This window comes from Gardnerella sp. DNF00983 (genome assembly GCF_049244265.1).
Taxonomy (GTDB): domain Bacteria; phylum Actinomycetota; class Actinomycetes; order Actinomycetales; family Bifidobacteriaceae; genus Bifidobacterium; species Bifidobacterium vaginale_J.
The window spans coordinates 1448272-1471604 of sequence record NZ_CP058392.1 but is presented as its reverse complement, the minus strand read 5'-3'; the positions used below and the strand labels follow the sequence as shown (position 1 = coordinate 1471604).

Here is a 23333-nt window from a genome sequence, read left to right as displayed (position 1 = left end):
CTATGCAATTAAGGTTTTTAAATTTAATATATTATCTAACTCATTAATATCATTTCATAATATTTCTCATTCTTTCTACGGTATGTCCGATTCCGTAGAATAATGCTGCCCAAATAATCATGTATAGAAGCGAAATCATGAAGTTTGGCATAAAAATAGTCCAATTACTTATGTGTAATTCCGCATCTAATAAGCAATTACTTGCAGCATATGATGGCAACATTTGTAAAATATTCAACGAACCTGAAATTGCAGGATCTGCAATAAGTAACATCAAAGGGTTGTACGTGCCGTATGGGCTGTACGTGCCGTATGAGCTATACGGGCTGTACATGCCATATGGATACATTGTAGAAAAATGTGTAATGCCATTAATTATGCTACTTATTAATGTGATAACAATTATTGAAGTAATAACCATCTGCGATAGTATAAGCCATAAACTTCCAGCAGCTGCAGATTTGCATATTAAACCCATTCCGTAGCCCATAATTGCAAACAAAACCATGCATATTGCTGAAAGAATCATCGTTGCAATTGATATGCTAAATAGACATTTTCTTTGTGGGTCAAATGGCATATAAAAATCAGAGAACATAGCTGAAAGAGCTATATTTAATACAATCATAGAAATTATTTGCATAATGAATGCATAAAATACTACGACAATTAATCTTGCAAATATAAGTAGGTTTCTTCGTGGGACTGCAATAACAGAGCTTCTTATCGATCCTCTTTTGCGATCTTGAGTTGCAGCTTTGCTTGCGAAAACAATGACGATTATAAGTGCAGATAGTGCGAGCGGAATGCAGAATAATGACGCGGAGTTTTTTACAGCGTCAATAAAAGGTTGTTTTCCGTTGCATTCGCTGTAATGCCAGAAACCATTTGATTTATACCTTCCGCTGCATGATGGCGCAGATTGATATCCTTGAGCTAATATCGCAGACGGACTCATTCCTGCAGGAATAAGCGCGTGAATAATAGATGACAGTAAGGATGCGGAAATAATTGGAAATATTATGAACAGTGCTGTGCACCACCATGTAAACTTTGCGTATGCTAACTTAATTGTTTCAGACTTAAGCACATTAGCAAAAGTTAAATGGTAACGTGTGTTTCTTTTTAAAGATGCAGAAAATTGCATCTGTGCTTGCATTTGGTTCATATTTACTGCATTTTGGCTATTCATAGTTGATGCGTTCATCGTGCTTCTCCCTGAATGCTCTGTTGCGATTGTGGAATATATTGCGTTTTCTGTTCTTTTAGAGATTGTGCAAATTGCGGATGTGCATATTGTTGTTGGTCGTATTGCGATTGCCTGTATTGTTGACTGTGTCGCGCTGTAGGTTGCGCAGGTTGCACAGGTTGCACAGGTTGCACAGGTTGCGTCTGAACATATTGCATCTGCTGTTGTTGCATATATTGAGTTTGAGCAGTCGCGCCGTTTTCCATACTCTTATATGCGCTAGTAGGAATGGATACGAATCTTGCATGCTTAGCAGTCATTGCTAAATAAGCGTCCTCTAAAGGAATGTGTTCATTATTTATTTGGTAAGTAATCAATTGTTTATTGGCAAAACTTTGAGATAAAGATGTAATATCTGCGTTATTTATAACAAAAGCCGTGCCTGCTTGAACATCATCATTTTTGTGAACAACTTTAGTAACAGTGCACTCTCTATACTGTGACTGCATGATGTCAAGAAGCTTTTCAGGTTCTGGAGTTATAACTCTAACTGAAGCATATTGCGAATAAGATTCAATAAATTTTTTAGTAGTAGTTTGTTGCAAAATGTTGCCATGTGCAATAATAACCAAGTTGTCTGCAACGTTAGCAATTTCACTAATTGTGTTTGAACTTAGCAATACAGCTCCGCCGCGTCTTGCATAATATTTACACAAATCTCTCATCCATCTAACGCCGTCAGCATCTAACCCGTGGAAAGGCTCGTCTAGAATAAGGTTGTGAGGATCTGCTAATAACGCTGTTGCAACTGATAGTCGTTTACGCATGCCGGCTGACATTGATTTAATATCCATATTTTTTATAGAGCTGATTCCGGCAATATTCAGAACTTCTAATACGCGACTTTTTGGTATGCCATAAACGGCTGCGAAAGCGTTGAGATGATTAATAGCGCTTCTGTTATAATCTTCAATCTTTATATCTAACACAGAACCGACTGTTTCAATTGGAGATTGAAGACCCTCATAAGGCATACCATCGAAGTAAGCTCTGCCGCTATTGGTTTTCATTAGTCCCAATGCACAATACAGTGCAGTTGATTTTCCGGAACCGTTAGGTCCAACAAATCCTGTAACTTTACCATCTTCTGCTACAAAAGAAATATTATTTATTGCTAATTGTTCTCCGTAGCTTTTTGTCATATTTCTTATTTCTAACATAACTAAATTTTACTGCTAAAAATGTAATAAAAAAATCCTATTTATATAAAAAGTAAGGACTTTATCTTGTAACTGGCTACAGGATAAAGTCCTTACTTGTTTCATTTTTATGTATTTATTTATTTATGCTCAATTGCAATATGAGTTCAGTCATTCTTTACAGTCTCAGCAACGCGAGGCCACAAAGTTGTACCCCAGTTCTTGATTGTGCGCTGGCGAACCAACGGCAAATCGGTGCGGTTGTACACTGTGCGCCATGGTTCCCATGCTAAGCCGGTCTTTTCTTCCAACTTAATGCGCAGGTTGCGCACATTGCCCTTGAACTGAATCGTTGTGCTGAAGTGAGCGGTACGATACTTGCCGTTTCCTTCCCAAGCGCGAGAACGTACGTATGGAGTTCCGTCGATATCAGTGCCGTACTCATCCCAGTAGACGTAGTAGCGAGCTACATAAGCTCCACGGTGATCCAAGGTCAAATAGCCGTCACGGTAAGAAGAAACCTTGGTTTCAACGTAATCGCTGTTGCTCTGAAGAGTTGCTACTTCGTTATCTTTTACGAAGGAAGTAGTGTAAGCGATTGGAACAGCTGGGCTGGAGGTGCTCAAATTTGCACCTTCCTGAATCAAAGCCTTAAGCGTATCGATGTTGCCGGTAATAACCTTTGCTGCACCGTCAGCGCTGCCGCCGAGAATCACTGCAGTAACAGAAGTATTCTGGAGAATGCGATGGAACTCGGTGTTTGGCTTGATTTCTACGCCCTTAATTGCTGCTTCTACTGCAGCCTGGAAATCAGTGCTCTTGCTGGTGGTATCGAACTTTACATACATTGAGCGGCCATAAGCTACGTTTGACACGTAAACTGGTGGGCGCTTGCTGTCGACGCCGCGGTTCTTCAAGCTTTCTGGCGTAGTGCATGGAGCAAAGAAGTCTGCTGGGCTATCTGGAGCGTCAACGCTTACTGTGTAGTAAGTTTGCTTGAAGTTCACAATTTGAGTCTGCTTCTCACCCTTGTGTACTGCATCGAAATCAATCTTCAGCGGTACGCCAATCTTTGCAAAATCAGCACCAAACTTAGCTTTGAGCTGGTTCATGCTCTGTGCGCTTGCGGAATCATACTGCATACGAGCTGCCACATGATGGCTTGCTGCATATTGTGCATTCCACTTAGAAACTAAGCCGTTAACTGCTGAAGTAACGGAGCTCTTGGTTGGATGCTGCACAGTTACAGCACTCTCGCCGCCATGGAAGCCTGGCAAATCAATGCTCAAAGTTAATGGAGCACGATTTGCTGAAATCAAGCTTGGCATGTTATCCATCAAATTCTGGTCAGCGCGGAATAATGCACCAGGATATACGCGATCATTGTTGGCGGAAGTTACCGACAAGTTTGAAGTTGTATTTGTGATGTTCTTCTTCTGGTGTTCAACAACAACGAATTCGCCGTTATTGTTGAAGCTGTCGCTGGAGAATTTATTGTTAATTGTTTCGCCGTGACGTGCGAGAATATTTGTTTTATCGTAATGCAAATCCCACAAGTAGTTGTTCAGCGAGTCTTTGCTAGCTGCGCAAGATGCAGCTGGATCCGAAGGTTTTGCAGAAGAATCTGCCATTGCTGGAACTGCTAAGCATTGTGGAATAATAGTCGCGCCCGCGAGCAACAACATTGCTGCATTACGGTAGAACTTTGTGCTCTTCATATGTATCCTTCAATTTTTATTAGATTTTATTTCAAATTATTTCTTCAGTGAGATGCTGCAAATACGTGCTTCAGTGCATATATATGCTTCAGTGCATCAGCTTCAGCTTCTCACATCACATGATTATTACACACTTTTTATTTATGTGATAATTGTTTAAAATAATTTTTTAAGTTTCAAACAAAAGTTTAAATAATGCTGAAATACCAACACTTTTTGGTTACGTCAGTTTTGTCGTTTCGGCGTGTTGACAGGTAAAATGAGCGGATTTTACGTATTTTGATTTGTGATAATTTTGTGAAAATATAGGCAAAATATCTGTTCAAATATTATTTAGTGTTACGCATGAGCTTTTTAATTGCTGCAGTCTTAAAAAATTAATTCCTAACACTTTCTCAATAAAACAAAAATAATCAACAAATAACTCTAATAAAGCTTTTATCCACATTGCTTTTTTCTACTAACGAAGGTCACGTATCACACATATAGTTGAGGTTATGCCTACATTCACACGCGAAGAAATTGAGCATTTGGGCGTTTTGTCCCAGATTGCTTTAAGCGACGAAGAAATCAGTCGCTTGCAAGGCGAATTAAACGTCATTGCAGAATCTATTAATAAAGTGCAGGAAGTTGCTGGCGAAGATGTGCCGCCTACTGCAAATCCAGTTCCTTTGGAAGCTTATTTGCGCCCAGATGAGCCTGCTACACCTTTGACTCAAGAAGAAGCTCTTTCTGGTGCTCCTAAAAGTGAGTCTGGCATGTTTGTAGCGCCTCGAATTTTGGGGGAGGAATAAAACATGACTAATACTCAAGATTTAGTAAAACTTTCTGCTGCCGATATGGCAAAGGCTGTGAAAGCTAAAGAAGTTTCTAGCCGCGAACTTGTCGAAGCTCACTTGGCAGTCATTGAGTCTGCAGAGCCAGAAATTAAGGCATTCTTGCATGTTTCTGCAGATATTGCTCTTGAGCAGGCAGATGCTTTTGATGCCAAGAACGCTAAGGGTGAGACTGAAGGATTGCCTGAGTTGGCTGGTGTGCCAATTGCAATTAAGGACATGATTGTCACTAAGGGCATTCCTACTACTGCAGCATCTAAGATTCTCGAAGGCTGGGTTCCACCTTACGATGCTACTGTTATTGAAAAGCTCAAGGCAGCTGGTATGCCAATTCTTGGCAAGACTAATTTGGATGAGTTCGCTCAAGGTTCTTCTACAGAACATTCTGCTTATCAAACTACTTGCAATCCTTGGGATACTGAGCGTGTTCCTGGCGGTTCTGGCGGCGGCTCTGCAGCTGCGGTTGCTGCATTCGAAGCTCCTATTGCTTTGGGTACAGATACTGGTGGCTCTATTCGTCAGCCAGGTGCTTTAACTGGTACAGTCGGCGCAAAGCCAACTTACGGTGGTGTTAGCCGTTTTGGTGCAATCGCTATGGCAAGCTCTCTCGACCAGATTGGACCTGTTTCTCGTACCGTTCTTGATTCTGCGCTTTTGCAGGAAATTATCGGCGGTAACGATAGGCGCGATTCCACTTCGATTCCAGCTCCTGTTCCTCCAATGGCTCAAGCTGCTCGTGAGGGCGCTCGCCGTGATTTGAAGGGCTTGAAGGTTGGTCTCGTTAAGGAGCTTAGTGGCGATGGTTTCCAGCCAGGCGTTGAAGCACGCTTTAATGAAGCTGTGCAATTGCTTAAGGATATGGGTGCAGAAGTAACAGAAGTTTCTTGCCCTCATTTCCCTTATTCTTTGGCTGCTTACTACATTATTATGCCTTCAGAAGTTAGCTCTAATTTGGCTCGCTACGACGGTATGCGCTACGGTTTGCGCGTAATGCCGCCAGCAGACAAGCCTCAGACTGCTGCAAATATGATGGCTGCAACTCGTGAAGCTGGTTTCGGTGACGAAGTAAAGCGTCGTATTATTCTCGGTACTTACGCGCTTTCTGCTGGCTATTACGACGCATGGTATGGTTCTGCGCAAAAAGTTCGTACGCTTATTATTCGCGATTTCGAAGAAGCGTTTAAGAAAGTAGATGTTCTTATTTCTCCAACAAGCCCTACAACGGCATTTAAGTTTGGTGAGAAGATGGATGATCCACTTTCTATGTACATGAACGATATTGCTACAATTCCTGCAAACATGGCTGGAGTTCCTGCTTTGAGCCTCCCTGCTGGCTTAAGCGATGACGGTTTGCCTGTTGGTATTCAGATTATTGCTCCGCAATGCCATGATGAAAAGATGTACAAGCCTGCAGCAGCGTTGGAAGCAGCGCTCGAGGAGCAGTGGGGCGGCCCAATCTGGAAGTCGCTTAAAGCTGGTTGGCTCGATTCATTGGCTAAGTAAAGTGAAGTAAAGCTTAAGTAAGAAGGATATCTAATGGCTGAAAAACTTATGAAATATGCCGATGCTGTTGAGCAATTCGATCCAGTATTCGGTTTGGAAACTCACGTTGAGCTTTGCACTCGTACGAAGCTGTTCTGCCCAGCAGAAGTATCTTTTGGTGGCGAGCCAAATACTCAGCTAACTCCTGTAAGCCTTGGTTTGCCAGGCTCTTTGCCGGTTTTAAACAAGACTGCGGTTGATTACGCTATTAAGCTCGGTTTGGCATTGCATTGCGAAATTGCCGAGTGGAGCCAGTTCGCTCGTAAGAACTACTTCTACCCAGATATGCCTCGCGATTACCAGATTTCCCAGTACGATAAGCCTACTAATGGCAACGGTTACTTGGATGTTGAGCTCGAAGATGGCACCGTGTTCCGCGTGCCGATTGAGCGTGCTCACATTGAGGATGATGCTGGTAAGAATACTCACGTTGGTGGTGCTGACGGTCGTATTGAAGGTGCAAATCATTCTTTGGTTGATTACAATCGCGCAGGCGTGCCTTTAATCGAGATTGTAACTAAGCCAATCGAAGGTGCAGGCAGCCGCGCTCCAGAAATTGCTGGCGCTTATATGCGTGCTATTCGCGATATTGTTCGCGCTCTCAACATTTCCCACGCTCGCATGGAGCAGGGCAATATGCGCGCTGACGTGAACGTTTCGCTTCGCAGAAAGCCAACCGATCCATTTGGTACGCGCTCTGAAACTAAGAATGTGAACACATTCCGTGGAATCGAAAAGACGCTCCAATATGAGATTCGTCGTCAGGCTGCTATTTTGAGCGAAGGCGGCGAGATTTTGCAGGAAACTCGTCACTGGGATGAGGCAACTCAGACTACTGCTGGCGGTCGTGTGAAGTCGGATGCTGACGATTATCGCTACTTCCCAGACCCTGATTTGGTTATGCTTCACATCACTAAAGAGCATATTGAGCGCATGAAGGCAGAAATGCCTGAAATGCCTCGCGAGCGCCGTAACCGTTTGCAAAGCGAATGGGGTGTTAGCGATCTTGAAATGCGCGATATTTTGAACGCGGATGCTCTTGATTTGGTTGAAGAAACCGTTAAGTCTGGCGCAACTGCAGCAGGTGCTAAGAAGTGGTGGCTTGGTGAGCTTGCTCGCGAAGCAAACACTCGCGGCGTGACTTTGGAAGAATTGCCTATTACTCCGCAAGATGTGGCTGAAGTTGAAAAGCTAATTGCAGACGGCAATCTTAACGATAAGCTCGCTAAGCAAACTGTTGCATGCGTTTTGGCTGGCGAGGGTAAGCCTGATGAAGTTGTTAAGAAGCACGGATTCAAGGTTATGAACGACGACGGTGCTTTGGAAGCTGCTGTTGACGCTGCTCTTGCTGCTGATCCTGAAGTTGCAGAAAAGCTTAAGGCTGGAAATATGAAGCCGATGGGTGCAATTATTGGCGCTGTTATGCGTGCAACTAAAGGTCAGGCTGATGCTAAGGCTGTTACTAAGATTGTGATGGCAAAAATTAAAGGCTGAAAAGTGCTGTAAAAGCTGAAAAATTTAATATTTGATAACGCCAATGTATAAACGCAAAAGCGTAATCATTATTCAAAGTAAGTGCTGCGTACTTGCTACATATTCAAATCAAATTTGTTTGTGTAGCAGGTGCGCAGAATTTACTATTTATCGACATTGCAAGGCATTTTTCGTCTTCTGGATTATCATATATTATGCGACATGAGAATTATGCGAAGGGCTTAATTTTCAAAGGCACAATACAAGTAGGTGACTATGCAACAAACCAATGATGGTGTTATTAACTCTCGCGAGTTACCAAAATCTATAGTAATTCCTCAAATTCGTGGAGAGATGGCGCTTCTTCGTCCAGCTACGTGCGATGATTTGCAAAGAATGGATGATTTGTGCGCATTCGATGGTGCTGCAGTTATTACTGGAAAGGATGCTAATTCAGAGCGTTCTATGGTTCATTCGTGGGTTGAGAGATCAATGCAATGGACTAAAGATAATCTTATTGGCGAAAATCCTTCTGAATCTTGTCGTTTTGCTGGCGATGTTCAATTGCGTCACACTATTGCATGGGCGATTGTTCCTGATGTTTTGGATGATTCAAATAATGCTGCTGGTGACATTATTGGCATGATTTTCCTTATAGATATTGACGGATGGTCTCGCAGTGCTCGAATTCAAGTTGTTTTAGGCAAAAATTATCGAGGAAGAGGCTATTCGCGCGACGCAATGCCTAGAGTTATGACTTATGCTTTTGCATCAGAGCCGACTGGTCTAGGGTTGCATAGAATTTGGGTGGGAGTTCCGGCAACTAATACTCGCTCACTTTCTGTGTATCAATCTCTTGGATTTGTAAAAACAGGCACTGCGCGCGACGCATTGTGGGATGCTCAAAATCAAAAATATCAAGATTTTGTTGTAATGGACACTCTTGTAGATGAGTATGATGCAATTCGCTCGCTAGATGCGTTTGGTCTACACGTTATTGAAGAAAATCCTGGTGTAGTTGAAGCTTTGAGCGCGCATGAGCATTCTGTGGCTATACCTGTGCATCGTGATAATCTTGATGAAGCATGGCCGTACAATGCAAACGTCTCTGAAGGAAGTTCATCAAAGAAAGCTTGGTGGCGCATTATAGGTCGTGGACGCAATCGTAATACGGAAGGTAAGTAATGAGCGCCGAAGATCTCGACAACTATGAAACCGATGCAGAACTTGCGTTATACAAAGAATACCGTGATGTTATTAAGCTTTTTACTTATGTTGTAGAAACAGAGCGACGATTTTATTTAGCCAATAAAGTCGATTTTAATGTGCGTTCAGCAGGTCAGGATGTTTATTTTGATGTTCAACTTACGGACGCTTGGGTATGGGATGTTTACCGCCCTTCGCGTTTTGTTAAAAATGTACGAATAGTGACTTTTAAAGATGTAAATGTTGAAGAAGTACAGAAAACAGACATTGACATTCCTGAATCTATCGCGTGATGCGCGTATGCTCAATAAGGATATATAGAAATTGCTTACCTAGCACGCAAAGTGTTTTCGTAAAAATTTGATGTATTAAGATGGAGGACAAGTGACGGATACACAATCCCCAAAGGAATCTGTGGTAATTATTGGTGGTGGTCCGGCAGGGTTGACGGCAGCCTGGGAACTCGTTAAGGATGGCGGATCTAGCCGCTACGACGTAACGGTACTCGAATCCACGCGTGAATTTGGCGGTATTTCGCGTACTGTGAAGTATAACGGCAATCGTATGGACATCGGCGGTCATCGTTTCTTCTCAAAAGATGACCGTATTATGCAGTGGTGGCGTGAAATGCTGCCTCTACAGGGTGCTCCTTCATATGACGATAAAAAGCTTGGCCGTCATCACGATTTGGAAGCAGGTGGACCTGATCCTGAAGTTGAAGATGAAGTGATGTTGAAGCGTCATCGCGTTTCTCGTATTTTCTGGAATCATCATTTCTTTGATTATCCAATTTCTCTTTCTGCAGCAACCTTGCGCTCTATGGGCTTTATTTTGACAATGAAGGTTGGCTTCAGCTATTTGTGGTCTATGATTCACAAGTTGCCAGAAACTAATCTCGAGAACTTCTACATTAATCGTTTCGGCAAGAAGCTTTATTCCATGTTCTTTGAGGGTTATACCGAGAAGCTTTGGGGTAGGCACCCAAGCCAGATTTCTGCCGATTGGGGTGCTCAGCGCGTTAAGGGTTTGAGCATTGTGGAAGTGTTGAAGAACGCTTTTTCCAAGCTTTTCCCTAAGAAAAAAGGCAAGAAGAAGGAAGTAGAAACCTCATTAATTGAGGAATTCTGGTATCCAAAGCTTGGTCCTGGTCAGTTATGGGAAACTGTTGAGCGTCGTTGCCGCGAAAACGGTGCTACTGTGCGCACAGACGCAAAAGTAGTTGCTATTAAGCAAGCAGACGGAAAGATTTCCAGTGTTGTAGTTGAAGATGCAAATGGAGAGCGTTCAGAATTGCACGCCGACCAGTTTATATCTTCTATGCCAATTAAGGATTTGGTAGCTGCTCTTGAGCAGGGTGCAAATGGTGACGAAAAGGCTGAAGTCCCAGCAGAAATGCAGCGCGTTGCCAAAGGTTTGCCTTATCGCGATTTTGTGACCGTAGGCTTGCTTGTTAAGCGCGTGCGTCTGCGTAATACTACTACTATTCCAACGCTTGGTAATCCTCCTATTGTTCCTGATTGCTGGATTTATGTGCAAGATCCTGGATATAAAGTCGGACGTTTGCAAATCTTCAACAACTGGAGCCCATATCTCGTTAAGGATGTTGATAACACCGTTTGGATTGGTCTTGAGTACTTCTGCGAAGAAGGCGACGACTTCTGGAATATGAGTGATGATGATGCTCGCAAGATGGCTATTGACGAGTTGACTCGTATGCAGGTTATCAATGGTGAGGAAGACGTTCTTGATTCTCATCGTGAGCGAGTTCCAAAGGCATATCCTGCTTACTTTGACACATACGCTCAGATGCCTGAATTGATTGATTATCTTGATGGCTTCGGCAATTTGTATTGCGTTGGTCGTAATGGACAGCATCGTTACAATAACCAAGATCATTCAATGGCAACTGCTATTGAGGCTGTAGAAGATATCCGAACTGGAGAAACTTCTAAAAAGAACGTGTGGTCTGTTAATACTGAAAAGTCGTATCACGAAAAGAAGTAGTAATTAATTTTCGTATAAATTTGAGCGTTTGATTTTAAAGCGCAAATAATTTAGCGATATAGCGTCAATAATACTGGGCATTGCCCATGTTATTGGCGCTTTTTGTTTATTCTAATATCGCTTTAAAAGCTTTATAAAAATTGTAATAAAAATACTAAATACTATGGCGCGCCGCGTTGTACAGCGTCGTATAGCTGTAGTAGCATACATAATGTTCGTTGTTATGTGCATATGAATTGTTATGAAATAGCAGCGAGTTCGTGACGGATTTTTCCGTAATCTTCCATGTAAAGACTTGCCGGGGCTCTATTCCGTGTGAGTTAAGGAAAGGTAAAATTGTGGCAACAGGCCAGAATCTTGAAAAAATGAAGCTTTCAGAATTGAAAGATCTTGCGAAACAAATGGGTTTGCGTGGCACATCTACAATGCGTAAGCCTGAGTTGGTGGCTACACTGACGGCTGCTCGTAATGGGGGAGAAGCGCCTGCAGGTGTAAGTGTTCGTGTTCCTCGTGATGTTGTGAATGCTAATAAAACTGCAGATATTAGTACAGATATAGAAGATGCTGAATCGTCGAAAGACAATAGTGATCTAGAAGCGTTAGAAGTTTTGGTTCCAAATGCTACTTCAGATCGTCGCTATAGAGACGAAGAAGATTTTGGGAATAAAAATTATCGACGCGATGCGAATCGTAGTAATGCATTCCAGCGTCGCCGTTCTTCAGAAGATCGTGATGATAATCGCGATCGTAGAGAAGATGGCATGGATTCGCATGAGTTGGATCAAATTTTGGCAACATTGCCTGGTGAAGATTCTCATGCAGAGGGTGAACCGCGTCGTCAGCGTGTAGCTTCTCGTGACTTTGATAGAGAAGAACAGCAAAATCGTGCTGATCGTTTCCAACGCCGTATGCGTGGTCGTGTGCGTGATTACGATGAGTCTCGTTCAGATTATTCAGATAGACAAAATCGTTCAGAACGCATGGATCGCGTAGAACGTGACGATCGTGATGAACGTCGTGCTGAGCGTGGAGAACGTCAAGATCGTAATGATCGCAATGTTCGTCTTGATCGCGATGCCCGTGATGCGCGCGATGCTCGCGAAGAGCATGATTTACGCGAGCCTCGTCGTGAAGAGCCTCAGGAAGAGCTCGTGCCAGTAGCTGGAATTGTTGATGTCTTAGAATCTTACGCATTCGTGCGCACTTCTGGTTATTTGCCTGGTCCTAACGATGTTTATGTTTCAATGAGCCAAATTAAAAAATATGGCTTACGCAAAGGTGATGCAGTTCAAGGCTCCATTCGTGCTCCTCGCGAAGGCGATCGTCGAAATCAGCGTCAAAAGTTTGTTCCTTTGCAAACAATCGATAGCATTAATGGAATGAGCGTTGAAGAAGCTCAATCTCGTCCGCAATTTGCTAAGTTAACGCCGCTATATCCGCAGGAGCGTTTAAAGCAAGAAACTACTCCGAATCGCATGTTGGGACGCGTTATTGATTTAGTTGCCCCAATTGGTAAAGGTCAGCGCGGTTTGATTGTGTCGCCACCAAAGGCTGGTAAAACCATTACTCTTCAGAATATTGCAAATGCAATTACTACAAATAATCCTGAAGTTCATCTTATGGTTGTGCTTGTCGATGAGCGTCCAGAAGAAGTTACCGACATGGAACGCACTGTACAAGGTGAAGTGATTTCTTCTACATTTGATCGTCCTGCAACGGATCATACTACTGTTGCTGAGCTTGCTATTGAGCGTGCTAAGCGTTTGGTTGAGCTTGGTCAGGATGTTGTGGTTTTGCTTGATTCTATGACTCGTTTAGCTAGAGCCTACAATATTGCAGCTCCTGCTTCTGGTCGTATTCTTTCCGGTGGTGTTGATGCTCAAGCGTTGTACCCACCAAAGAAGTTCTTCGGTGCTGCTCGAAATATTGAAGACGGCGGCTCTTTGACGATTATTTCTTCTGCATTGGTTGAAACCGGCTCTAAGATGGATGAAGTAATCTTCGAAGAGTTTAAGGGCACTGGAAATATGGAATTGCGCTTGAGCAGAGATTTGGCTGATAAGCGTCTCTTCCCAGCAGTAGATATTAATGCTTCTGGAACTCGTCGCGAGGAGTTAATTACTCCAGCTGCAGATTTGCCAGTTATTTATCGTTTGCGCCGTCTCTTTGGTGGTCTTGAGGCAGAGCAAGCGTATCAGACTTTGATTCCTCGATTGAAGAAAACTGCTTCAAATCGTGATTTCTTAACTGCTATAACTCAACAAACTGGCACTGCTACGAATAATTCTTCTTCTACGACTGTTGCGTAGTTCTTATTTCGTAAGGAATTAAAATTATTGCCCTTTGGATTATCTACCAAGGGGCAATAATTTTATTTATGTTTATTTATCTTTATTTATATTTATTAATAACTAATACTTTATGCAGCATGTAAAGCTTGTTGCGCAAGTGCAAATTTGCTCATTCGAGCTACGCCTTCTTTAAGTTCTTCTGCTTTTCCAGCGTAAGATAGCCGCACGAATCCCCTTCCTTCTGCGCCAAATGCTTCTCCTGGCACAACAGCAACTTTTTCTTCATCTAAAAGTTTTTTGCTAAATTCTTCTGAACTTAAACCAGTTGGTCGAACGTCAACAAAAACGTAGAATGCACCTTGAGGCTCTATAAGACGCAATGCATTGCAATTTGCCAATCCGTCTATAACAAGCTGACGTTTTGCGCGATATTCTTCTCTCATTTCGCGCACGTGATCTTGCGGTCCTGTTAATGCAGTTACGCCGCCATATTGCGCGGTAGAATTTACAGAAGAATGCATCATTTCTGCAATTTTGCTGGTTTGCTCAATAACTTGGCTTGGTGCAAGAATATATCCAATTCTCCAGCCTGTCATTGCGTAAGTTTTCGATAAACTTTCTACAATAATTGTTCGTTCGTGCATCCCTTCAGCTGCTGCAATAGATGGCGCTACAACATTTCCGCAAGGTTCAGTTTCTGGATTGCTTGCGAATACGAATGGATGGTAGACTTCGTCAGAAATTACCCAAAGATCAAATTCTTGGCATAATTTTGCAACTTCTTCGAGTTCTTCTGCGGTTGTTACAGCACCAGTTGGGTTGCATGGAGAATTGATAATGATGGCTTTAGTGCGCGGTGATATAGCTTTGCGTATTTCTTCCGCATTAATATGCATTCCATGTTCTGGCTTAAGTGCTACAGTTACTGGAATTCCTTCGCACATTAGAACTTCTGCATCGTACGACGTGAAGTATGGAGATGGAATAATGACCTCATCTCCAGGGTCTATTACTGATTTAATAGCTAAATATAATCCAATAGTAGCGCCGTCAACGGCTTGAATTTCTGTGTCTGCGTCGTAGTTTAGACCTTTTACTCTATTCGTATAATTTGCAGCTGCCTTGCGAAATTCTGGTATGCCTAAAACGTCTGTGTATTTTGTTTTTCCTTCTCGTAATGAGTTGCATGCAGCTTCAACAATGTGTGAGGAAGCAGTTTCGCCTGGCTCTCCTAGGCATAGTGAAATAGCGTCTGGTATTTGTTCTACACGGTCGAATACATCTCTAATACCTGAACGAGGTATTGAAATTGCATGTTTCGCTACTTTTGCCATGCTGTGCTCCTTTTTGATTGTTGGTTTTGATTATAGTTTTGCTTTGTTTTATAAGAATAATTTTTAAAGGTTATAGGTTTCGTTTATACGCTTATTATGCGAATTGTACAACACTATTCCTGATGATGTTAAAAGAAAAAATTATTTTTAACGTAATAATTTGTATTTTTTTATTATTTTTTGAATAAATTTGTTCTTTTTCTGTAAAAAATACTGTACCATAAAAGTGACTGCAATGTGGCGCTACATAGATTCGTTTTGGATTCTCGATTCAGCGTCGACTGGAGAATGGAGGACGTATGGCTGGAAATCCTCATAAAGCTGAAGCTAGTATAGCTATGGATTCAACTGATGCAATCATTGTTGATATTCTCGAACACGATGGTCGAGCGACGTTAACTCGTTTGGCGAAGGCCTCGGGTTTGTCTGTTTCTGCAGTTCAATCTCGAGTGCAAAAGCTTGAGCGTAAAGGTGTTATTACCGGTTATCGCGCATTAATTGATTATGAGCGCCGTGGTTTACCGGTAAGTGCATTTGTATCTGTTACGCCGCTTGATTTTGGTCAGGAAGCTACAATACCTAATAAATTGCGTGATATTTCTGGTATTGAAGCTTGCTATTCGATTACTGGTAGTCCAAGTTTTATGCTGGTAGTGCGTGTTGCTACGCCAAGCAAATTAGAAGAACTTATTAATACCATTCATCGCATAGTTCCTGTCAGTACAGAAACAACTATGGTTTTGCAAACATATTTCGATTAAACGCCTTTTTGATATGTGTGATTTTTCTGAAACAACGGTTGACGCGCACGATACATCTCTTACAACATGTTGCAAAGTTGCTTCCGAAGAGATTATCGTGTTGCGTCAATCTGTTGATAATTTTGATAATGCAATAATTGCGCTGCTTGCTGAGCGGTTTAAAACTACGAAACGAATTGGTGAGTTGAAGGCTAAAGCTGGATTTGCTCCTGAGGATTCTAAAAGAGAGCAGCAGCAAATAGAAAGTTTGCTAAATATTGCGAAAAATGCCGGATTAGATTCTTCGATTGCGTTGAAATATCATGAGTTTGTTGTTACTGAGGCTAAGAAGCGTCATAAGCAAATGCAATCTTGAGATTAGATATTTCTGTTATTTTAATTGCGTTGAAATATGGAATCACAATCAGTTTGTAGATTTTGAAGATAGATTTTCGCATACCAGTATGTAATGTTTTTGTGCATATGCGTGGCTATCTGAGTAATAAAGGCGGATAATACAAGTATGACTATTGCAACTGTTGAACGTTATGCACATATGCTTGATGCTGCAAGTCGAGGTGGCTACGCATACCCTGCTATCAATGTTACTAGTACGCAAACTCTTAACGCAGCACTGCAGGGATTTGCTCAAGCTGAATCTGATGGTATTATTCAAGTTTCTGTCGGTGGTTCTGCTTATTTTTCAGGTCAATCTCTTAATAATCGTGTTGTTGGTTCAATAGCATTTGCAAAGTTTGCGCACGAAGTGGCAGCTCAATATCCTAATATTACTATTGCGCTTCATACAGATCATTGCGCTGAGCAATATTTAGATGATTGGATTAAACCACTAATTTCTTATGAAGCAGAACAAGTCAAAAAAGGCGAAGAACCGTTATTCCAGTCGCACATGTGGGATGGTTCAACAGTGCCTTTGCAACATAATCTAGATGTTGCAGAACAGTTGCTTGAAGCTTCGCAAAAATCTCGCACAATTCTTGAAATTGAGATTGGTGCTGTTGGCGGAGAAGAAGACGGGCATCGTGCTGATATTGACGAAAGATTATATTCTACGCCTGAAGATGCTTTGCGCGTTGTAGATAAGCTTGGTTTGGGTGAGCGCGGTAGGTATATGGCAGCGTTTACTTTTGGCAACGTTCATGGAGCATATAAACCTGGCGTTGTAAAATTGCATCCTAAATTATTGCAAGAAATTCAAAAAACCGTATATCAGAACTATCAAAATATTTGTGATACTCGCACCTTCGGTGCTTCTAAAAAGCCGTTCCTGCTTGTATTCCATGGCGGATCTGGTTCTACTGCTCAAGAGATTGCTGAAGCTGTGCGTTACGGCGTAATTAAAATGAATATAGATACCGACACTCAATACGCTTTTACGCGTGCAATTGCTGGTCACATGTTCAGCAATTATGATTCTGTTCTTAAAATAGACGGAGAAGTTGGCGAAAAGAAGTTGTATGATCCTCGATCTTGGGGTCGTGAAGCCGAAAAAGCCATGGCTCAGCGTGTAGTAGAAGCCTGTGTGCAGTTAGGTTCTGCTGGTAAAGCACTGAAATAGTAAAATTTTTTTAATTTTATATATTTCTTTTTCTTATTCGGTAGGGGCATAGAGATAGGCTTAACAGGTAAGAATTGTGCTTATTTGAGCAGCGTTAGCTCAAAAATGGAGGTGCGGCATGCCTGGTATTGTGCTTATTGGAGCTCAATGGGGTGACGAAGGTAAAGGCAAAGCAACAGATTTAATTGGTTCAAAGGTTGATATTGTCGCACGTTTTAATGGCGGTAATAATGCTGGGCACACTGTTGTTGTTGGCGATAAATCTTATGCATTACATTTACTTCCAAGCGGAATTATCAGCCCTAATGTTACGCCTGTAATTGGTAATGGTGTTGTTGTTGACCCAGAGGTATTACTTGAAGAAATCGATGCTTTGGAATCTCGCGGTGTAGATTGCTCGCGCTTGCTTGTGAGCGAAGCTGCGCATGTTATTACTCCGTATCATCGAGTTATTGATAAAGTAACTGAGCGTTTTCTTGGCAAACACAAAATCGGCACGACTGGTCGTGGTATTGGACCTACTTACGCGGATAAAATTAATCGTGTTGGTATTCGAGTGCATGATTTATTTAATGCTGATCACTTGCGCGACAAAGTTGAAGCAAGTTTGCATCAAAAGAATCAAATGCTTGTAAAACTTTATAATCAACATCCTATTGATATTGATGCAGTTACTGCTCAACTTGTTGAACTTGGCAAACGTTTGAAGAAATATGTTGCTGATACTTCATTAGTATTGAATAAAGCAATGGACGAGGGTAAGACTGTGCTGTTTGAAGGCGGACAAGCAACAATGCTTGACGTCGATCATGGCACTTATCCATTTGTAACTTCTTCAAACCCTACTGCTGGTGGCGCTTGCACGGGTACTGGTGTTGGTCCTACTCGTATTACGCGCGTAATTGGAGTAGCAAAAGCTTATATTACTCGTGTTGGTGAAGGTCCATTCCCAACTGAACTTTTGGATGAGCAGGGTGACTGGTTGCGTGAGCAAGGTCATGAATATGGTGTTACAACTGGTCGTCCTCGTCGTTGTGGATGGTTTGATTCTGTAGTAAGCCGTTATGCAACTCGCGTAAATGGTTTGACGGATATTGTTCTTACTAAGCTTGACGTTTTGACTGGTTTAAAGGAAATCCCAGTTTGCGTAGCTTATGATGTGACTTTGTCTGATGGCACAGTTCAGCGTATGGAAGAAATGCCTGTAGATCAAGCATTGTTTGCTTCTGCGAAACCAGTATATGAGATGCTTCCAGGCTGGAATGAGGATATTTCTCAAATTCATAAGTTTGAAGATTTGCCTCAAAATACGCAAAGTTATGTAAAGCGCTTGGAAGAGCTTTCTCATTGCCGTATTTCTGCTATTGGAACTGGTCCGCAGCGTGATCATATCATTAGTGTTCACTCACTAACTGACTGAAATCGTTTATTATTTTATGATCAAATTAGCAAAACGGCACTTCTCAATTGAGAGTGTCGTTTTGGTTTATGACGGTAATTTCAAAAAGAGTGAAAATGAGTAAAATAAGCGGAAAAAATAAAAAAAATAATTGTCGATTATACTTTTTAGTTTTTATTGGTGGTACATGTGGAGCTTTCGTGCGCGCAGTAATTTCTTCTTATGCGCACACGATTCACCAAGTAGACGGGCAATCTTTTATATTTGGTCAGCTTACTTTAGGCACTTTCTTGTCGAATATGATTGCCTGCTTTATTTTCGCTCTTGTTACTGCAATATCTGTTAAAGCGTTATCTAAAGAAAAGCAAACTTTGTATAAATATGCGCTAGGAACAGGATTTTGTGGCGGATTGTCTACTATGTCTACTTTCGCGTTTGAAAGTGCAATGTCTTTTATGGCTCCACGCATGACGCTTGTTGTTTTGGGCATGCTTTTTTCGCTGCTTTTTGGCGTTTTTATGGCTTTTGTTGGTAATTGGGTTGGAACGGGAATTGCGAATTGCATGAACAAAAAGCAAAGTCGATCTGTTGCGGAAGCTAATACTAAGGTGATGAAGTGATGAATTCTTTATACGTTTTTATTATGTTTATTTTGCCTTGCTTTTTTGGCGGTTTAGGTGCTGTTTTAAGATGCGCAATGACTAAAAAAATTTCAGCTGCCTACAAAAGCGAAGTTCCAGTTGCAACGCTATTTATCAATTGCATTGCTTCATTTGCTATAGGTGTTGTATCTAATGTTTTCATGGTTGCAGCTGCAATATGTGGAGTACGTTTTGCTTATTTGATGATTTTGGGATTTTTAGGTGGATTTTCCACGTTTTCTACTGCAATTTTTGAAGGTGTGGATCTTATTCAAAGAAAGCGCATAAAAGATGGAGTGTTCTTGCTTTTTGCAGAACTTATTGTTCCATTCTTTGCTGCTTCTGTTGGGTATATTGTTTCGCAAATATTGTTACTGTACGTAATTTAGTATTTAGAAGTTAAGTGTTGTGCGCAGAATCGAGTTGTAGTGAAGTTTAAGAATGCATTGAGCTTTTTGAGTAATAAGTTAAAGCAAATATCAAAAACTTTTTGCCAGCTTCGTTGGAAAGTAATATTAGCTGGAATATTTGTCGGCGCTGTTTCTGGTTCATTAGTAGCTTCTTACAGGCTTGGTATTGAATACGGTACTGATTTTGCGCGTTGGATGTATTTACAAATCCGGCATAACGTATGGTGGATTTTGCCATGCTTAATTTTTGCTGTAATTGCAGGTCTAATTATTGGCTGGATGAGTCGTAAAGAGAGTATGGCTTCTGGAAGTGGTATTCCTCAAGTCGTGGGATATGTTAATCGCGGTTTGAATATGCGATGGCACACGATTCTGCCAGTGCGTTTTGTTGGCGGTTTACTTGGTTCTTTATTTGGATTGTCTCTTGGACGTGAAGGTCCATCTATTCAAATAGGTGCATGTGGTGCTCAGATGTTGTCTCGAATTTTACGTAAAGGTAGGCGTGACGATATTAAAGAGCATTATGTGGTAACTGCTGGAGCTGCAGCCGGTTTATCTGCTGCGTTTTCTGCGCCACTTTCTGGAGTTATGTTTGCTATGGAGGAGATTCAGCACGGCTTAACTTCAATTGTTCTTATAGGAGCTGCTGCAGCTGCTTTATGTGCTGATTTTGTTTCGCAAACTTGTTTCGGATTGCGTCCAGTTCTTGATTTTGGTCAGATTCCAGATTTGCCAATGAACTTGCATATTTGGCTTATTCCTCTTGGTATTTTTGCAGGTTTTGTAGGCTCGCTAATGAATCGTTCGTTACTTGGTTTGCAAACATTATACGGATATTTGCCAAAGTGGATGCCTGTTGCTGTTGCTTGCCTAATTGCAATACCAGTTGGCTTGTTCCTGCCTGAAGTTCTTGGTGGCGGATCTAATTTAGTGCAACTTTCTGAATATGGAAAAGCAAGTCTTGTAATGCTTTGTTTGCTATTTGTGGCAAAAATGTTGTTTACTTCTACAAGTTTTGGTTGTGGTGCTCCTGGTGGTATTTTTATGCCGATTCTTGCCGTAGGTGCGCTCGCAGGTGGTATTGCTGCGCGCTGTATTACTAGCGTTTCAGCATTTGGCATTGATGCAAAATTTGTATCTGTGTTTGCAGTTTGCGTTATGGCTGGCACGTTGTCTGCATCTGTAAAAGCTCCACTCACTTCGATTTTGCTTACTGTTGAAATGTCTGGAACTATGATTCATACGCTTCCAGTTGCAGCTTCTGCATTTATCGCATTGCTTATTTCGGATATTCTAAAAACTAAGCCAATTTATGGTGAGTTACTTGAACGCTATATGAAAGTTAATAAAGATTTAGTATTGCCATCTGTAAATTCTGTAAAATAGATGTTTTTATAGATAATTTTGTGCAATATTTGCTTATTCTTAATATTTCCTGAGCTTTTAACCACATTGCATGAATATTGTTGAAAACTCATTGCTGTATGCGTTTCAATAGGCGCATGAGTATGAATATGAGTGTAAACAATAAATCAATTGGCGTTAAGCAGATTGATAAGAATTATAACAATGGCGAAGCTGTAGGCGCATTTAGAGATGTTAAACGTTATGTTTATCCTCCTCAAGTTGCAGATAAATCTATATACGAATCTGCGTCTAACGGTGTAAAAATCGCGCCATGTATAGCTGACGATCATACTGTTATGACTCTTTTGCCTAAGAGTTCTCAAGATGTGGAGAGTTTTCAAAATACTGAACGCTCGCAAGATATTTCTATTAAGCATAAATCTCGTATGTTTAATAATTCTGAAGAAGATAATTTTATTGCGCGTGATTCTTTAGATCCGTTGCCTAAAAATATTTTGGTTGGAATGTCTGCTGCAGATGGCATTGGGCTAAGCACTTCTCTATCTATTCTTTCTCGCTATATAAGTGAACAAGGCCATAGTGTTGCTCTTGTAGATGCTGATTTAACTCATGGCGGTTTAGACGTTCTGCTTGGTTTGGAATCAGATGAAGGCCGCAGGTTGCAAGAAGTTGATGCTCCTTTAGGTAGATGTGATGGCTATGTGTTGCGCAATGAGCTATTGCATTGGGATAATGTGGATGTTTTAGCATTTTCTCCATGGCATGGTAAATATCCTGAACCTTGGGTTTTAGAGGCTGCTATTAGAGGTTTAGCTGATGCTGTTGATGTAGTTATTGTAGATATAGGTTCTGGCGAGACTGCTATGAAGTCTTACCGTAATATTCCGCAATTTATTGACAGTGCAACTCTTGCTGCTGTTGAGCTATCTGTGCTTGATTTGGCAAGGTTTAGAGCGTTGCTACAAAAATTAGATACTTTGGGTGATTCTGGCGTAAAGTTCAACAAATTTGCTGTTGTTGGATTGTCTCCTCGCGGTTTAATGCAAAAATCTTATGTTTTAAGTATCGATGAAGCTTCTGAATATTTATCAACTACATTTCTTGGTTCATTGCAACATGATGCTCGCATGTACACCGACATTATAGGGGGCTACGGTATTCGAAATGTGCCATCTTCAATGAAGGAAACCATGCAACGCATAAATAATTGGCTTATTGGAGATGTTATATCAAATACAAAAAATGCTGTAACTAAATATCGTCGTTCGCAATATCGTCGTTCGAAATATTCAAGAGGTAAAGATGATCGTAAATAATATTCGTGATATCGATTTTGGGATTTTGCAGGGATTCGCCAATGACGTAAGAGTCACAGACATGGTTGTAAGCGAGTCTGGTCGTGTGTGGGTAGATTGTGGGCAAGGTCTTAAGGAACGCGCAACTCGAGTTCCGCTTAACAACCCTGCTTTGTTAAGAGAATATGCTGTATGGCTTTGTGCACAATTAGGCAAAAGACTGGATGATGCGTGTCCTATTGCTGATGCTTCAAGTGCTTCTGGCATTCGCATACATGCTGTTTTAGCGCCACTTGTATCTCAAGGAGCAGCATTGTCAATTCGTTTTCCTTCAGTTAATCGTTATGATCTTGTTTCTTTGAGTGATCAAGGCATGTTTCCAAAAGAATTGTCTTGTATTCTAAGCGTTCTAGTTAAAAAGCGAGCAAATATAATGATCACTGGAAGTACTGGATCTGGGAAAACTACACTTATGAAGGCTTTATTGGCTGCTGCTGATTGCGAAGATCGTATTGTATCTGTTGAAGAAATTAGAGAGCTTGGCGAGTTGACACAAAATCATGTTTCGTTAAGTGCGCGAGAGGCAAATGTAGAAGGTGTAGGAGAAATTGGGTTATCTCAATTAGTAAAAGCAACATTAAGAATGCGTCCGGATCGCATTATTCTTGGTGAATGTCGTGGGGAAGAAATTGCTGATTTGTTGAGAGTATTTACTTCTGGGCATAAGGGTGGAATGACAACTCTTCATGCAGATGAAATAGAAAAAGTTCCCGCTCGTCTTATGGCATTAGGGTTATTGGCAGGGTTGGAGCCTGCAGCTTTATGTGCTTTAGCTGCTGGAGCATTCGATGTTGTTATTCATGTAGAGAGATCCTCTAACGGGTGTCGAATGATCAAAGAACTCGGTATTTTGCAATACGCTTCTAGCGCTTCGTTGCTGTGCGGTGTTCCAGTTTTGCAATTATCTTGTGGAATTGACGGCAGTATTGTCATGAAATTTTTGCCTGCATGGGTTAAGTTTTCAAATTATTGGAATCTTCCCGAAAATATGGACAGCATATGTGTTGACAGTTCAAATAATTAGTAGTTGATTGTGTTGCTTGGAGCGT

20 protein-coding genes are annotated in these 23333 nt (G+C 41.4%); 16 read left to right on the top strand and 4 right to left on the bottom strand.

Annotated elements, in window-relative coordinates; genetic code table 11:
• Window positions 1–49: 49 nt before the first annotated feature.
• From HXT34_RS05800 to HXT34_RS05790, 3 genes are all read right to left on the bottom strand, one after another.
• Window positions 50–1207 (bottom strand): hypothetical protein, encoded by a 1158-nt coding sequence (locus HXT34_RS05800; protein WP_391496145.1) that lies wholly within the window; start codon window positions 1205–1207, stop codon window positions 50–52.
• Window positions 1204–2391, bottom strand: a complete 1188-nt coding sequence (locus HXT34_RS05795; protein WP_421784809.1) for an ATP-binding cassette domain-containing protein — start codon at window positions 2389–2391, stop codon at window positions 1204–1206. The genes HXT34_RS05800 and HXT34_RS05795 overlap by 4 nt, the downstream gene beginning before the upstream one ends.
• A gap of 164 nt (window positions 2392–2555) precedes the next feature.
• A complete protein-coding gene (locus HXT34_RS05790; RefSeq protein WP_391496147.1) occupies window positions 2556–4106 on the bottom strand; it encodes a thiol-activated cytolysin family protein in 1551 nt (516 codons plus the stop codon).
• 497 nt (window positions 4107–4603) lie between these two features.
• On the opposite strand from HXT34_RS05790, the gene gatC reads away from it, so the two are divergent.
• The 7 genes from gatC (at window position 4604) to rho (ending at window position 13476) form a co-directional block, all read left to right on the top strand.
• Entirely contained in the window at window positions 4604–4900 is a 297-nt protein-coding gene (gatC, locus tag HXT34_RS05785) for an Asp-tRNA(Asn)/Glu-tRNA(Gln) amidotransferase subunit GatC (RefSeq protein ID WP_391496148.1), read from the top strand.
• A 3-nt stretch (window positions 4901–4903) separates the two neighbouring features.
• Window positions 4904–6445 carry an Asp-tRNA(Asn)/Glu-tRNA(Gln) amidotransferase subunit GatA gene (gene gatA, locus HXT34_RS05780; RefSeq protein WP_415683189.1) on the top strand — a complete coding sequence of 514 codons (1542 nt, stop codon included), beginning with the start codon at window positions 4904–4906 and terminating at the stop codon, window positions 6443–6445.
• A 33-nt stretch (window positions 6446–6478) separates the two neighbouring features.
• A complete protein-coding gene (gatB, locus tag HXT34_RS05775) occupies window positions 6479–7978 on the top strand; it encodes an Asp-tRNA(Asn)/Glu-tRNA(Gln) amidotransferase subunit GatB (RefSeq protein WP_419398824.1) in 1500 nt (499 codons plus the stop codon).
• Window positions 7979–8233: 255 nt separating this feature from the next.
• The gene (locus tag HXT34_RS05770) at window positions 8234–9142 is read left to right on the top strand and encodes a GNAT family N-acetyltransferase (RefSeq protein WP_391496150.1); all 909 of its coding nucleotides are present in this window, start codon (window positions 8234–8236) and stop codon (window positions 9140–9142) included.
• The gene (locus HXT34_RS05765; protein ID WP_004105898.1) at window positions 9142–9456 is read left to right on the top strand and encodes a DUF2469 domain-containing protein; all 315 of its coding nucleotides are present in this window, start codon (window positions 9142–9144) and stop codon (window positions 9454–9456) included. Before HXT34_RS05770 ends, HXT34_RS05765 begins: the two co-directional genes overlap by 1 nt.
• 91 nt (window positions 9457–9547) lie before the next feature.
• Window positions 9548–11167: an NAD(P)/FAD-dependent oxidoreductase gene (locus HXT34_RS05760; RefSeq protein WP_421784805.1), complete on the top strand. Its 1620-nt coding sequence runs from the start codon at window positions 9548–9550 to the stop codon at window positions 11165–11167.
• Between the two features lie 338 nt (window positions 11168–11505).
• The gene (rho, locus tag HXT34_RS05755; RefSeq protein ID WP_421784803.1) at window positions 11506–13476 is read left to right on the top strand and encodes a transcription termination factor Rho; all 1971 of its coding nucleotides are present in this window, start codon (window positions 11506–11508) and stop codon (window positions 13474–13476) included.
• A gap of 110 nt (window positions 13477–13586) precedes the next feature.
• Here the strand turns inward: rho and HXT34_RS05750 are convergent, their stop codons facing one another.
• The gene (locus HXT34_RS05750; protein WP_421784801.1) at window positions 13587–14792 is read right to left on the bottom strand and encodes a pyridoxal phosphate-dependent aminotransferase; all 1206 of its coding nucleotides are present in this window, start codon (window positions 14790–14792) and stop codon (window positions 13587–13589) included.
• A 299-nt stretch (window positions 14793–15091) separates the two neighbouring features.
• On the opposite strand from HXT34_RS05750, the gene HXT34_RS05745 reads away from it, so the two are divergent.
• From HXT34_RS05745 to HXT34_RS05705, 9 genes are all read left to right on the top strand, one after another.
• Window positions 15092–15553, top strand: coding sequence for an Lrp/AsnC family transcriptional regulator (locus tag HXT34_RS05745; RefSeq protein ID WP_119527272.1), 462 nt, complete (start codon window positions 15092–15094; stop codon window positions 15551–15553).
• Between the two features lie 13 nt (window positions 15554–15566).
• On the top strand, window positions 15567–15908 hold the full coding sequence (locus HXT34_RS05740; protein WP_415687089.1) for a chorismate mutase: 342 nt from the start codon (window positions 15567–15569) through the stop codon (window positions 15906–15908).
• Window positions 15909–16055: 147 nt separating this feature from the next.
• Window positions 16056–17111: a class II fructose-bisphosphate aldolase gene (fbaA, locus tag HXT34_RS05735; RefSeq protein WP_415687090.1), complete on the top strand. Its 1056-nt coding sequence runs from the start codon at window positions 16056–16058 to the stop codon at window positions 17109–17111.
• Window positions 17112–17229: 118 nt separating this feature from the next.
• Window positions 17230–18531 (top strand): adenylosuccinate synthase, encoded by a 1302-nt coding sequence (locus HXT34_RS05730; protein ID WP_391496154.1) that lies wholly within the window; start codon window positions 17230–17232, stop codon window positions 18529–18531.
• A gap of 95 nt (window positions 18532–18626) precedes the next feature.
• The gene (locus tag HXT34_RS05725) at window positions 18627–19130 is read left to right on the top strand and encodes a fluoride efflux transporter FluC (protein WP_415687091.1); all 504 of its coding nucleotides are present in this window, start codon (window positions 18627–18629) and stop codon (window positions 19128–19130) included.
• Window positions 19130–19540: a fluoride efflux transporter FluC gene (locus HXT34_RS05720; protein ID WP_415687389.1), complete on the top strand. Its 411-nt coding sequence runs from the start codon at window positions 19130–19132 to the stop codon at window positions 19538–19540. The genes HXT34_RS05725 and HXT34_RS05720 overlap by 1 nt, the downstream gene beginning before the upstream one ends.
• Before the next feature lie 39 nt (window positions 19541–19579).
• Window positions 19580–20947 carry a ClC family H(+)/Cl(-) exchange transporter gene (locus tag HXT34_RS05715; RefSeq protein ID WP_421784797.1) on the top strand — a complete coding sequence of 456 codons (1368 nt, stop codon included), beginning with the start codon at window positions 19580–19582 and terminating at the stop codon, window positions 20945–20947.
• 122 nt (window positions 20948–21069) lie between these two features.
• Window positions 21070–22245 carry an ATPase gene (locus tag HXT34_RS05710; protein ID WP_421784795.1) on the top strand — a complete coding sequence of 392 codons (1176 nt, stop codon included), beginning with the start codon at window positions 21070–21072 and terminating at the stop codon, window positions 22243–22245.
• Window positions 22232–23308, top strand: a complete 1077-nt coding sequence (locus tag HXT34_RS05705; RefSeq protein WP_421784793.1) for a CpaF family protein — start codon at window positions 22232–22234, stop codon at window positions 23306–23308. The genes HXT34_RS05710 and HXT34_RS05705 overlap by 14 nt, the downstream gene beginning before the upstream one ends.
• The last annotated feature ends 25 nt before the right edge of the window (window positions 23309–23333 follow it).

Bases quoted from the DNA above. Each gene is read 5' to 3' on its own strand.
- HXT34_RS05705 (WP_421784793.1), top strand. From the start codon at position 22,232: ATGATCGTAAATAATATTCGTGATATCGATTTTGGGATTTTGCAGGGA.
- HXT34_RS05720 (WP_415687389.1), top strand. From the start codon at position 19,130: ATGAATTCTTTATACGTTTTTATTATGTTTATTTTGCCTTGCTTTTTT.
- HXT34_RS05725 (WP_415687091.1), top strand. From the start codon at position 18,627: ATGAGTAAAATAAGCGGAAAAAATAAAAAAAATAATTGTCGATTATAC.
- HXT34_RS05730 (WP_391496154.1), top strand. From the start codon at position 17,230: ATGCCTGGTATTGTGCTTATTGGAGCTCAATGGGGTGACGAAGGTAAA.
- HXT34_RS05710 (WP_421784795.1), top strand. From the start codon at position 21,070: ATGAATATGAGTGTAAACAATAAATCAATTGGCGTTAAGCAGATTGAT.
- HXT34_RS05745 (WP_119527272.1), top strand. From the start codon at position 15,092: ATGGCTGGAAATCCTCATAAAGCTGAAGCTAGTATAGCTATGGATTCA.
- HXT34_RS05800 (WP_391496145.1), bottom strand. From the start codon at position 1,207: ATGAACGCATCAACTATGAATAGCCAAAATGCAGTAAATATGAACCAA.
- HXT34_RS05740 (WP_415687089.1), top strand. From the start codon at position 15,567: ATGTGTGATTTTTCTGAAACAACGGTTGACGCGCACGATACATCTCTT.
- gatB (WP_419398824.1), top strand. From the start codon at position 6,479: ATGGCTGAAAAACTTATGAAATATGCCGATGCTGTTGAGCAATTCGAT.
- HXT34_RS05750 (WP_421784801.1), bottom strand. From the start codon at position 14,792: ATGGCAAAAGTAGCGAAACATGCAATTTCAATACCTCGTTCAGGTATT.
- fbaA (WP_415687090.1), top strand. From the start codon at position 16,056: ATGACTATTGCAACTGTTGAACGTTATGCACATATGCTTGATGCTGCA.
- HXT34_RS05795 (WP_421784809.1), bottom strand. From the start codon at position 2,391: ATGACAAAAAGCTACGGAGAACAATTAGCAATAAATAATATTTCTTTT.
- HXT34_RS05770 (WP_391496150.1), top strand. From the start codon at position 8,234: ATGCAACAAACCAATGATGGTGTTATTAACTCTCGCGAGTTACCAAAA.
- gatC (WP_391496148.1), top strand. From the start codon at position 4,604: ATGCCTACATTCACACGCGAAGAAATTGAGCATTTGGGCGTTTTGTCC.
- HXT34_RS05790 (WP_391496147.1), bottom strand. From the start codon at position 4,106: ATGAAGAGCACAAAGTTCTACCGTAATGCAGCAATGTTGTTGCTCGCG.
- gatA (WP_415683189.1), top strand. From the start codon at position 4,904: ATGACTAATACTCAAGATTTAGTAAAACTTTCTGCTGCCGATATGGCA.
- HXT34_RS05765 (WP_004105898.1), top strand. From the start codon at position 9,142: ATGAGCGCCGAAGATCTCGACAACTATGAAACCGATGCAGAACTTGCG.